5 protein-coding genes are annotated in these 13,065 nt (G+C 44.0%); all 5 read right to left on the minus strand.

Going from position 1 to position 13,065, the window contains the following annotated elements; translation table 11 throughout:
- Positions 1–68 precede the first annotated feature (68 nt).
- The 5 genes from HMPREF9009_RS17490 to HMPREF9009_RS17510 all read right to left on the minus strand — a co-directional run bounded on the left by HMPREF9009_RS17490 (position 69) and on the right by HMPREF9009_RS17510 (position 12,911).
- Entirely contained in the window at positions 69–620 is a 552-nt protein-coding gene (locus tag HMPREF9009_RS17490) for an RNA polymerase sigma factor (RefSeq protein ID WP_004296026.1), read from the minus strand.
- Between the two features lie 176 nt (positions 621–796).
- A complete protein-coding gene (locus HMPREF9009_RS17495; protein WP_049702850.1) occupies positions 797–3,922 on the minus strand; it encodes a DUF6298 domain-containing protein in 3,126 nt (1,041 codons plus the stop codon).
- 30 nt (positions 3,923–3,952) lie between these two features.
- Complete coding sequence (locus HMPREF9009_RS17500) at positions 3,953–5,635, minus strand: polysaccharide lyase (protein ID WP_049702851.1); 1,683 nt, start codon at positions 5,633–5,635, stop codon at positions 3,953–3,955.
- Positions 5,636–5,693: 58 nt separating this feature from the next.
- On the minus strand, positions 5,694–10,127 hold the full coding sequence (locus tag HMPREF9009_RS17505) for a hybrid sensor histidine kinase/response regulator transcription factor (protein WP_080598056.1): 4,434 nt from the start codon (positions 10,125–10,127) through the stop codon (positions 5,694–5,696).
- Positions 10,128–10,256: 129 nt separating this feature from the next.
- Positions 10,257–12,911 carry a glycoside hydrolase family 2 protein gene (locus HMPREF9009_RS17510; protein ID WP_049702852.1) on the minus strand — a complete coding sequence of 885 codons (2,655 nt, stop codon included), beginning with the start codon at positions 12,909–12,911 and terminating at the stop codon, positions 10,257–10,259.
- Positions 12,912–13,065 lie beyond the last annotated feature (154 nt).

Raw genomic sequence — 13,065 nt, forward strand, 5'->3', positions numbered from 1 at the left:
AAGCGTTTACATAAGTAGGACGGCGTTATCCTGTCTATGTACTCAACCCATTTACCTTTTTACTAAAATTAACTTGCCAGACTACGCAACTTTGTCAATCCGCGATGCATCAAGTTGCGTACAGACTGATAATTCATATTCATAATCTCGCAAATATCCTCGTATTTCTTTTCTTCTATATAATATAATGTAAGCGCTTCGCGTTGGCGGGGAGATAATTGGTCGAGCAGACGTCTAACCAATGAAAATTCATTCTTGCGTTGCTCTTCTTCCATATAATCATCTTCTACATCTGTAGGAGTGGATATGCTAACTTCTTCTACTGCCGTATCAGACATATACATACGTCTGCGAAGTTCATCACACAACTTATTCTTCAAGGAGATGAATAAATAAGATCTCAAATTATCGATTGTTCCTAATTCATCTTTCTTTGTATAGAGTTTCACGAAGATGTCATGAATACAATCTTTCAGTAACTCTTTATCAATGGTCAACTTCAATCCGTAATTAAAAAGGACGTTGATGTGCAAGTTATACAGCTGTGAAAAAGCTGCCATGTTTCCCGCTTGAAAAGAAGCGAGCAAAGTGTCGGTTGAATGATTAGTCTGTTCCATCATAGCATTAATTCGATTGATTTGATGTTGCAAAGCTAAGCAGTATCGACCGCAACCTTGGGTAAAATCTGGTTTGTGGATTGAAAAAACAAGTATCATGTTTTATAACACTCTTTTACTAGAAATTACCAATAAAAAGCAAAAATCCCGCTGAATGGTCTTCAACGGGATTCTCTGCTTTATAACTTATGGAACCAATAAATACCTTCTTTCTTATCTGGCACCTTTAGTTTGTATAAACCATTTATTTTCAGCGATTTATTTATCGTTTCAATCTTTCCGGAAGCAGGATGAATGTACTTTAATACATATTTTCCGGACGATAATTGAACAGGAATTTCTGTTCCGAACTTGGAATAAATGATACTTCCAATATCAGATTTTACCATTTTCTTGTACTCATCCGTATTTGTTTCTTCCACTTCCATTGCTGCTGCATCCTTCAGGAACGCTTTATCTGTGCACGGAATTACAGGACATGAACCTCCTGCCATAAATACAGCCCATCCCATAGCCGGATAATTCTGTGCGTAGAATGTCACTGCCTTTTGAGGAAATTTCTGACGATACTCATTGACAGCTTTATATGCTTCTGTGAAAGTCACCTTTCCTACTTTCATCTTACGCATGTGCTGACGTGGCGCCATATTCTTTCCACCTTCCGGCGCAAAGATTCCATCCGTCTTATAATGCCAGTATCGAATATCAATAATATCTACTACGGCAGCGCGTTTGGAATCTGCAAGGATTGCATCCTGTACGTCTTTCGTTGTACTCAATGCCACTTTCGCTTTCTTTCCGTTTTCAGTTTCCCATTCGGCTATCACGTCCAACCAAAATTGTACGAAATGCAACGGACCTGTAAATTCGGCACTTGTCAACTGAATAACATTCGAATTGTCTGCGAAGTTATTCAGGCATTGACGGATATATTGTCTGTGCAGTTCACGACGGACAGGATGAGTAATGTCATAGAACATATCCGCTACAAAGATTCGTTTGTCTCCGGCAAATGGGGCAGGTTCAGGAAATCCGGTCTGATTGATGTTATTGCTGCTTCTCCATGGAGAATCTACCCAATGCGCACCGGCTTCCAAAATATTATGCTGGAAATAGTTTTCATGGAATAAAAGTAATCCATCTTTATTTCCTTTTTCCGCAAATTCTTTTAAGCGGCTCCAGTACCATGCATTAGGGCGTTTCAAATCATATTTGCTCAATCCTTCCCATGCTGTTCCCTGACCGCTACGACCGAATGGCTGTTCATAGAAAGGTCCCCATACATCACCATCCCGACGGCGAACCCGTTCGTGGTCATCCCGGCGACGGTCATACCAAAGACCGTAATTCTGATCGAAAACAAGAATGTTTTTCTGTTTCATAAAGTCGACTACAGAATCAATGCGGTCGGTTAATCCCAATCCCTCGCGTCCCGGCACAAAGCGGGTGATGGCCGGACTTGCCTTTTTCAGATAATTGGTTTTGAGCTTTCCGTTCCACCAAGGGGTGGTATGACTACCTCCAACCAATAGAGCTCCGTCCATCTGAATACGTCCATTGGTTACAGTTACTTCCGGTTGGGTTAATAATTTAGCTGCAGCAGAAAAAGAAGAAGAATTTGCAAGTGCAGCGCTCTTTTTCTCTTTAATATCATCAATTGATTTTACTCCGGTTGATGCCACCGAAGGAGCAAACTTATTATCACCTATCCAATGTTCCAACGTCAACCGTGGATTATATGCTTCTTTAGCGAGTTCCATAGCTACTTCCACTGTAGGACTACTGGTTGCACTTGTATTTCTGGGCAGAATACGTGCACGTTCTGCACATTCTTTGTTTAACCGTTCTTCCAATTGAGCATAAAAAATACTGCGAGGTTGTACATGATTGTTGGATTGTGCCCATTCACCGTCACCGGAGAATTGTGCCCAACAACCGTATGCACGGTTCATCGCATCTTTTGCCGGGGCATAACATTCGATTTCCGCTGCCGTACATTGCCAAAACAAGCTGTTTGCCGTATTCCAACCGGCTCCGTTTTTATCTTGTCCCAAATTCTTGAAAGTCAGGTTATGACCGTCGATATTTACTATGTCAAACAGCAGTCCGCACGCCCAGGCATCAATAGAACCACTGAATCCCAAAGATTCATACGAATCACATTGTACGAAAGCATTGGGACCGGCTGCACAATATCCGGCAGCAAAGTCATGAATACCCTGTTCCGAATAGCAGCGTTGAAATAAAGTTTGTTGTCCCAGCGTATGGAAAGTGCAACGACGCATCCCTCCGATTTCTGAAACGGGTTCTTTCGAGATACAGTCTTCAACGGTAATTTTGGAACCTGTACGCTGAACAATTACAGCACTTCCTGCAAAATGCTTGAAATTAACCAGTCTCACCCAACAGTTTTCCGCATCCTCAATGGAAATACCTGTCCAGCAATGATCCTCGTCTTTAGGATAACGCTTGTCGTAATCAGAAATCAGTGTCATATTTTCTACGCCACAATCATGAATACGTCCGTTCCATTGATAAGTCAACAGGGAAGAAGTTCCATAGTTGGCATCCAAAGCTACGGTCAGCGGAGCATCCAGTGTTACCTGGTTGCCGTTTACTTCGCAGACTGTTCTGTCCCAAGTCAGATCCATGTCACCTTCTTTCCATCCCAAAGCACTGATACCTCCTCCAAAAATATCACAACCCAAAGAGGCAATCCATTCTTTGCCGGAAGGACGGGTAACCATGACACGATCTCCTTTTTTCAGAGAAACACCCGAAGCGACTTCCAATGTTCTCGCGTTTACCGGAACATAGTGGGAAAGCACCTTCAATGTGTCTTGCACATTCAGGTCGTCCATTCCTTCCATGTAGATAAGCGCACCTCTGTCTACGCCCTTTTTCAGCAGTATTGTTTTTTCTTTATCCGTACCCCGCAATACAATTCCGGATGCGGAGATACGAATACTGCCGGACAGGGAAAACTCTCCCTGATCGAGTAATACGGCTCCCCGAAAACCGGAAGCGTCAGGGGCCAGCGAAGCTACATAATCAATGGCACGTTGAATACGCGCAGTATTATCTCCGGCTTTCCAGGGTACAAACACCACATTGCGGACAGAAGGAATATCCTGTTCGGAGGATTTATATCCGCATGTAGAGAAATCGAGAATCCGGTTTCCCCGATCATCATTCAGGTAAGTGATCTGGTCATTCTTAACCTGTAAAGCAAAGGTTTGCGCATAACTTTGCACAAACCCAATGCTCAATAATCCTAAAAGGATCGTTCTTACTTGTATATTCATTACAATAAACTTTAATCTCTTTTCATCCGGTTACAACAGACTTTTCCGTTTAGACAATGTATCGTAATTGTTCTTCAAGTCTGTCCAATCCACTTTCTTTCTGGTGTCTATACCATTGATGTATTTTTCAATATTGGTATATCCGTCACCGTTGCAGTCCATGTTGGCGTCGGTCGGGTCATTCGGATTCAATCCGTTGGCAATTTCCCAAATATCCGGCATACCGTCGCCGTCCGAGTCTACTACCGCTTCACCTTTATATTCGGGCAGTCCGCCTACCTGACGAATATCTGTGATGATACCTTGCTTGTAAGAATCAGCCGGTAACCGTCTCTTCACGTAAGGAGAGACAAACTCCGGTGCATCTTTCGCATAAATGGCCTTTCCTGTTTGTACGGTCTTAATGACACGTGCATCTACTGCGTCGCGTTTCGGAAAATTAGCTCCTACATTATCTAATACAAAGGTATAAGCTTTTTTGGTATCCATTACAGTTACCGGTGGCATTTTGAAAGCCTCGTCCGATTTAATTAGCGGCAAAAACTTTGCGGCGTCCACCTCTTCTTTAAGTTGTACGCCTCCATCCCAGTTATTTTTTGTAACTTTGGCATTGCCATGGATAATATTTCCGTTTACGTATGCTTTTCCGAATGAAAGCGGTCTGTTTTTGTCACGTCCTGCTTCCGGTTTGAGAATACGATAAGAAATCGGTTTACCTATCGGAGTGATCGGACCGGGTTTGAAATAGTTGTTTATCATATTGTAGAAACTGTTGTGATCGCCTCCGTCTACGGAACGGTTCCACCAGTTGAAAACAACATTATTGACGAAGTTAAAGTCGCCGTCCATACCTACCGAACTGTTCCGGCTGATGTTGGAAGCAAAGAGATTACGGCAGAACATACTGTTATGCCCACCGATGGTTGCACCGAAAGCATGGTTGTAGGTATCCAATGCTTCAGAGAAAATAGAATTCTGGATGGTAATGTTTACCGTCGGAAGTTTCAGCCCGTGTCCGTCTGCCCCTCTGTTGTATACATGACGGTAGATAGACATATTTTCATCCAATCCCCAACTGGCGGAGCAATGGTCAATCATGATATTTCCAACCGCATTCCCTCCTACTGCATCATCACGGAAAGCTACGTCCTGCGCACCGCGGCGGAAGCGCATGTGGCGAATCACGACATCGTGTGTATCGATCAGGAAAGATTGTCCGGTGACGCAGATACCATCTCCGGGAGCTGTTTGTCCGGCAATCGTTACATAAGGGGCACGTACGCTAATCGGGCTTTTCAAACGAATCACTCCCGCTACATTGAATACAATAATACGTGCACCTCCCGTTTCGCAGGCTTCGCGTAATGTTCCGGGGCCGGAATCTTCCAGCGAAGTGACCACGATCACTTTACCTCCACGACCACCTGGAGTATACATGCCTCCGCCTTCCGCGCCGGGGAAAGCCGGGATATTACTTTTTATCAAATCTTCGGGTTTGGAGGCCCAAGGCTTATAGGGACGACCTTTCTTTGCTTCTTCTAACACTGTCGGCAAAGCTTTTTCCCATGCCGCATCCGATTTCCGTTCAAACTCCGCTTCTTGTTTTGCTCCTCTTGCTTTTACCGAGTCCGGAATTACAGGATACTGGGCTGCCACAGGTAGTACACAGGCAACCAGCATCCACGCTGATAATACTTTCTTAATGTTGTTCATTCTTTCGAATCTTAATTAGGTTTCTAAAAGGACGATTAAGAAAGCATTTTGTAATCGGTTATCTCTCTCCTTTCCGCCATTCATTCATATATTCGCGAGGGGACTGATTATATTTTTTCCGGAAACACTTACTATAATATCCCGAATCCTTGAATCCGACAGCAAAAGCAATTTCGGAAACACTTAAATCCGTATTTTTAATCAGCTCGATAGATTTATTCAAACGAATCTCTTTTACCAGATCGACGGGCGCCAGGCCGGTAAGACTCTTCAGTTTCTTGAAGAATGCCGAACGGCTCAATCCGATACCGGATGCTATGGTGTCAATGTTAAAGTCACTGTCGTCCATATTTTCTTCAATGACCTGATGTATCTTTTCGAGGAACTGTACGTCTTTCTTTACCAAAAATTGTTCGTAGCTGTCTTCTTCGGTCGTCGTCTGGTTTTCCATTTGCTGACGGATTCGTTCACGGAACAGTTTCCGTTCGGCAAGCAACTGGTCGATACGTGCCAACAGATATTCCTTACTGAAAGGTTTGGTGATGTAGGCGTTCGCCCCTAAAGTGATCGCTTTGGTCTTGGCGCCTTCATCATTCTTCGCAGTCAGGATAATGACAGGGATATGGCTGATTTGGAAATCTTTGCGGATGGATTGCAACATTTCAAGCCCATCCATTTCGGGCATCATCTGATCGGTCACCACAATATCCGGATGATACAGATGTACTTTCTTCAAACCTTCCACTCCGTTATTAGCAATATGGATATTAAACTTGTCTTCCAACTGAAGCTTTATCAACTGGCAAAGGTCTTTGTTATCTTCCACCAACAGAAGGGTCGGTAATGAAGCGTCGATTTCCGGTTCTTCTTCCTCCGTACCGTCTTCGGATATGGCATTTGCAACAGGATCTTGTTCTACCGCAATAGGGGCTGTCTCCGTATCTCCCACATAGAAATCTACTTCCGACGGGCGGTAATGCTCCTTATCCATCAGGAGTTCCACAATAAACACCGCTCCTTGTCCTTCGGGACTTTCGGCACGAATCTGTCCGTGATGCAGATTGACGATCTCTTTTGAAAGTGCCAATCCGATACCCGTGCCCTGATAATAGGAGTTTTTCGCGTTCTCTCCTTGCGAGAAGCGTTCGAAAATCTCGGTCAGTTTATTTTGTGGAATACCTACTCCGTTATCTTCCACCCGTACGTAACAACGTTTACCGTCGTCTGTCAATCCGGTAGTTATATAAATACTTCCTCCGGAATGAGTGAATTTGAATGCGTTGGATATGATGTTGCGGATAACAATGCTCATTTTTTCCTTGTCCGCCCATACCATAATCGGTTCATCCGGCAACTGGAAAGTAAAACTGATCTCGTTTTCCTCGGAAAGTACCCGGAATTCTTTCTGGAAAGAAGCTATCATCTCATTAAAATCAATTAATGACACATGCAAACGCATCTTGCCGTTCTGAATCTTCCGGAAATCAAGGATCTGATTCACTAATTGCAGCATTTGATTGGTGTTCTTCTCCATCAGATCCACATATTGCAATCCTTTCGGAGAGAGCTTTTCGCGTTCTCTTAGTTCCTGTATCGGACCTTTTATCAATGTCAAAGGAGTGCGCAATTCATGGGAGATATTGGTAAAGAACTTGATTTTCATCTCCGATACCTTCTGCTCGATATAAATATCATTCTTCATTTTGAGCATGAAGAAAGCCAGGCGCAGGCTGAAATAGAGAGCTGCCAAACCTAGAATTACATATATAAGGGTTGCCCACCAGCTCAACCACCACGGTGGAAGGATAGTGATGGCCAGTGTACAGTTGGAAACCAGCTCCGGATTGGCTTCATCTACGGTTTCTACACGGAATGTATAGTCTCCGGGAGGTACGTTGGTATAAGAAGCGATACGGTTCTTTCCGTTATAATGCCATTCTTTTTCATATCCTTCGAGTATATATCGGTAAGATACCCGGTTCTGATTATAGAAATTCAATGCGGCAAATTCAATCGTGAACATGGATTGATTGTAGTTCAGTTCGATTGCTTTGGCGTATGTGATGGATTCTTTCAGGATCGGACATTCGCGGAAACTACGCAGATCGCGGTTGGAAACTTTAAAGTCAACAATACGTGTATCGTAGTTCGTATGCAATGTTTCCAGTTTGTCGGGAGAGAATGTCAGGATTCCCTGTCGGGTACCAATCCACAAATCTCCATTCAAGGTACGGAGGGCACTACCCTCTTCCAGTTCTACGTTCAGGAAACCGTCGTATTTGTCGTAGTTACGAAACTGTTCGGTAGCCTTATTGAAGCAGGACAAGCCAATTTCCGTTGTAAACCACAAGTTGCCGTTTTTATCTTCTACGATGGATTTGACTACATCGTTATTCATTCCTTCGCGTATGCCGTATGATTTGAAGATCGGTTCACGCTTTTCTTTATCATAGCGGACTAATTTATTCAAACCGCCTCCGAATACACTTACCCAGATTTGCGAATCAGTATCTTTGTAGAGTACATAAATATCATTATCCGCTACGTTTGAATTTTCGCTGACCTGGCGGTACGTTTCAAACTGGATCTGTTCGGGGGTAGTGAAATGTCCGTCGAAAGACATCAGGCCATCCATTGTTCCTACCCAAATACGTCCGTCTTCATCTTCCGTCATGGTACGCACCTCCATATAAAGACCGTATGCAGGATATTGTTTCAAGCCATTGTATTTATGGATAAAGGTAATTGCTCCGTTCTCTTCGGAAATTAGATTCAGACCTCCTCCCAGTAATCCTACCCAAATGCGTCCCTGACTGTCCTGATAAGTAAAGTACACATCGTTGTTACTGATAGAATTCGGATTCTTGGGGTCATTGATATAACGGGTAAAACGCAACCCGTGCGGTGAATTCATGTCCGGTTCGGCTTTAACAAGCCCGTTTCCCTTGGTGGAAAACCAAAGATTACCGTCTTTGTCTTCCATAATATGATATACGGCTCCTAACAGATAGTTCTTATCCGAGAAGATTTGTTTCACTTGTCCGTTACGATCCAGGCGATACAGAGCTTGCCAGCGGGTTCCTACCCAAATATCCCCATTTTGCGCCTGGAAGAGAGCACGTATTCCCTGGTTCCAGGAAGTCGATCTTTCGGGCACTACCGGAGATGGAGAAACTTCTGTCAGCAGTTGGAATTGCTTCTTGGGGAAATTAAGCCGGTATACTCCGCTGCTTGTAGATGCCAGCCAAAGGATGCCATCTTTATCCAGCAGAAGATGGAAGAAAAGCTGATTGGGAAGATCGTCGGAGAAAGGCTTCAATTGGTTGATACGGGTCATTTCCAGTTTCTCCCTGTCGAATAGAAGAATTTCTCCTCCCGGAGTCATAAAGAACATGCCCTGTTCGCCGGCATCCTGCATTTCAAAATTGCCGATTGCGTTCTGATTGGGGAATGTAAAGCGGTGATGGCTCCTGTTCAGGGGATCATAATAGGTCAATGCCTGGTTACCCTCCTGAAACCATACCTTATCATATTTATCATAGAATATAATTCCATTGTCCTTTTCGGGGATGGTAAAGGGGAGCTTGGTCAACTGCTTGTAGCCGATATTATACTCGTATGCTCCTTCGTTAGTGGTAATGTACATCAGACCGGATTCCGTTACCAGCAAATTAGAAACCGGCTGTTTAATTTCCGGTATCTCGTAACGGTTGACAACTCCGTTTTGCGGATCAATGCTATAAATATGCCCTTTCTTGTCTCCCAACCATAAGAATTTAGAATTATAGGAGGCACAAGTAAACTGATCCGGGTTAGCAGATACCTTTTTCTGTATAAAGTCGGCAGGTTTGTCTTTAAGCGCTTCCCCTTTCCGTAGGGACAGAATCTGATAATCCATACCGATCCAATTGATAAATTCGGCTGTTTCGCAGAATATGTTGTGTTTCAGACGCATGTCGTACACGTTCACGTTAGGACGCGAATCATGCAATTGTTTCATCGTTATTTTACCTTCCTTGTCGGTGTACGCACGCAAAAGGCTTTTATCTTTTGTCAGCAACAATACGTCGCCGTCTTCGGTCGTCTGAATCTTGATAATCTGAATGTTTTCGGAATATTCTTTCACATCGTCGTAGACGGCATGAAAGCTCTCATGCCGTTTATCGAACAGATAGAGTTTACGGTCGATAGTTTTAATCCACAGAAAACCATTCTTATCTTCTACGATACGCTGAATTTTACGCGGCGGAATATCTGTGGAATAAAAGCCGTCATGATTATCGTAGGAACGGAATTTACTTCCGTCAAAGCTGCATAGTCCATACCAGGTACCGAACCAGATAAATCCGTCTTGTCCTTTTAATGTACAGTTTACGATATTATTAGGCAAACCACGTTCAGCCGTGTAGTGTTCTACAATCATATTTGGATAGGCAAAAGCATACATGCCTATCATGGATAGTAATAGTATTAGAATATTCCGTTTTCTCATTGATGGCTATAATTGGAATTAAACGTACTCAAAGATAGTCTTTTTTTTTGAATAGTGCTTTAGTAACATATAAAAAACAAGTTGGCAGGTCACCCCGCTAATCACTAACCTGCTAATCACTTTATCGTACTATTTTTCAGTTCCAAATTCAGTCTGTTGACGTTCTACTTCATCCAACACCCGTTGGCGTTCTTCTTCTGTCAGTTGCACTTTTCCTTCAGATGATTCTTTGCCCGGGTTTGCATTGAGAGTGGACGGTGTTGTCCTTTGTATTTCATAAGTCTGTTCCTCATAGCAGAAAGGAAGTTCTGCAGGAACGCTTTCCAGTTCAATTTCAGTAGCTGTCGGAGCTTGAGTGCCCTCAAACTGTACGCGGGCTTTCACCTTTATTTTTCCGGCTTTCCGGGTAGAACGAATCAACACCGGAGCGGAGCCGAACTCCACCGTACGGGGATTAGCGCCAATAGTAGCATCTCCGATGATTTCTCCTTCACCTTCTACCGTGAAAACGATATTCTCTTTCGCCAGACGGCGCACATTTCCACTATCATCGGTTACTTCAGCAACTACGACGATAAAGTCGGAGCCATCAGCTATCAGGTTCACTTTTTGAGTATCTATATAAAGACGTAGTTTGGTGGAACGTCGGGAAGGCATTTTCTTTTGAGTGCATACCACTTTTCCGCCGATGATTCCTTCGGCAACCATGTTCACTTTTTGCCAGTTCTTTTGAGTATAGCTATATCCGCGTGCTTCCCAAAAGTCCCAGACATTCTCGAATATAACGGGAGCATTCGGCATGTGCCCTTTGGCATGAACCACCGGTTTCGTCCAGGTTTTCGTTCCATCATAAATAGAAAGGCGGACTGAATCACAGTTTGTGAATACAACTACGTCCTTATCGGAGAACTGTGACATTTCATGAGCAATGAATATCATCGGGCCACATTCTGCCAATGGGTGTTGGAGACTGGCCGGCGACTGGCTGCGAAATACTTCATACGCATATTTTTTCTGACGGAAAGCATCATAAATACCGCCCCAATAAGGGTCCGGATGGTAGCCACGCTGATGGTCGAACGGATGCCATTGGGCACCACCGATAAACAAACCGGTTGTGCGGTACATCTCGTCATAGCTCTTTGCCAAGGACATAGCCTGTACCAGTAACGGGCGTTCTCCCCAACTGCGGCTGGCACGGTTATTATTGTTGTGAGCATACCAGTCGTCTACATTCTCCCCGAATTCACGGGTAAAGATACATTGCTCCGGCTTGTCTTCCTTTTCATCATCACCCGGCCAGCCATAAACAACGTCATAATGCTCTTTCACTCCGGCAGAATGGACATCGGCAGCAGCTACCGGACGTCCCGGATAGGGATATTCTTCTTTGGTAATCTCAAGAGCCTTCAAGGCAAAATCGAGCGGATAGCGGGTTTCATTCAAGATGGGTTCCCACATCAGTACGGAAGGGTGATTACGGTCACGACGAATCATTTCGCGGGTATTCTGATGAACCAACTCCCCGAATTTCGGATCTTTGTTCCAGTACTGCCATCCCGGAGTAGCGACAATCACGAACAGGCCGAGCTCGTCACAGGCATCCATAAAGGCAGGATCTTGCGGATAATGGGCTACCCTAATAATGGTACATCCGGCATCACGCAGACGTTTGGCGTCACGCCATTGCTGTGAGTTCGGCAAAGCATTGCCTACGTATGCAAAATCCTGATGGCGATTGGCTCCTACCAGTTGTCCGAAAGGTTTGCCATTCAGCCAGAATCCGTCTTTACCACGGAATTCTGCCAGACGAATACCGACACGGGTAATGCCTCCGTCAATGGATTTATTTCCTTTTTTAATACGTGATTGTACCCTATATAAATAAGGTGTGTCCGGTGACCAAAGAGTAGGATTCTTTACTTCCATCTGTTGACGGATGGATTTTTTCTCTCCCGGCTTTAAAGAAAGTTTTCCTGAACTGCGTTTGATTACTTTTCCATCCGCATCTGTCAAAGTCGTTTCTACAGTGACTGACTCGGAACGGGCGTCGTCATTCTGAACTTCGGTGTTTACATATACCTGCGCACTCTTTTCACTGATCTTATCAAAATGAACGAAGACACCTCCACCGCCAACGATTTGTGAATCAATAGCGTCAGTAATAGCTACCGGAGATTTGGCAATCATCCATACATCACGGTAAATGCCACCATGATAAGCAAAGTCTAATGTATATTGACGTTTTCCGGGAGGATAGGATTTGTCATCACTGTTGTCCGTGAAAACAGCGAGCAGACAGGAGTCTCCGGCTTGTACGCCATTGGCGGTCAAGTCTAAAGTAAAAGGCAGATAACCTCCCAGATGTTCCTGGATGCGTTTACCATTCAGATAAAGAATCTGTTTGCCCATAGCTGCTTCAAAATGAAGCACTACCCGTTTCCCTTTTGTTTCGGCGGGGAGGACAAAGTGCTTACGGTACCAAGCCGGTCCTTGATAATTGCGGCATCCACTTCCTTCGGCCGGCATCAACTCTACGGTATGAGGGGTGGAAACGACATTCCAGGAACGGTCATCGAAGTTTACCGCTTCTGCTCCCCGGACATCGCCTCTGAAAAAGCGCCATCCCGGATTGAAATTATAGACTTGTCGCCCGCTACCGGGAAGCTGGATGAATCCGGCAACCGATGTCTCGGGACGGTAAGTTTCTGTAGCCTGCCCTTTTTCTATCAAGGAAAATAGCAACAGAAAAGCTGATAAGATGATAAATGGTCTTTTATTCATAATTCTTTATTTATATATTTCATTCGTTAAATGGGAATTTATCGGTTAAAATGGGAATTTTGCAGTTAAATGAGAATTTATCGGTTAGGCTGAAAGCCTTACAATTATATATTTATTGGGATGCCCTGAAAGGGTTTAATTATATAGCGTAGGG

It is taken from the genome of Bacteroides sp. 3_1_13 (assembly GCF_001185845.1).
Taxonomy (GTDB): domain Bacteria; phylum Bacteroidota; class Bacteroidia; order Bacteroidales; family Bacteroidaceae; genus Bacteroides; species Bacteroides xylanisolvens.

Coding starts and splice junctions, on each gene's coding strand:
- HMPREF9009_RS17490 (WP_004296026.1), bottom strand. CDS start 620: ATGATGGAACAGACTAATCATTCAACCGACACTTTGCTCGCTTCTTTT.
- HMPREF9009_RS17500 (WP_049702851.1), bottom strand. CDS start 5,635: ATGAACAACATTAAGAAAGTATTATCAGCGTGGATGCTGGTTGCCTGT.
- HMPREF9009_RS17505 (WP_080598056.1), bottom strand. CDS start 10,127: ATGAGAAAACGGAATATTCTAATACTATTACTATCCATGATAGGCATG.
- HMPREF9009_RS17495 (WP_049702850.1), bottom strand. CDS start 3,922: ATGAATATACAAGTAAGAACGATCCTTTTAGGATTATTGAGCATTGGG.
- HMPREF9009_RS17510 (WP_049702852.1), bottom strand. CDS start 12,911: ATGAATAAAAGACCATTTATCATCTTATCAGCTTTTCTGTTGCTATTT.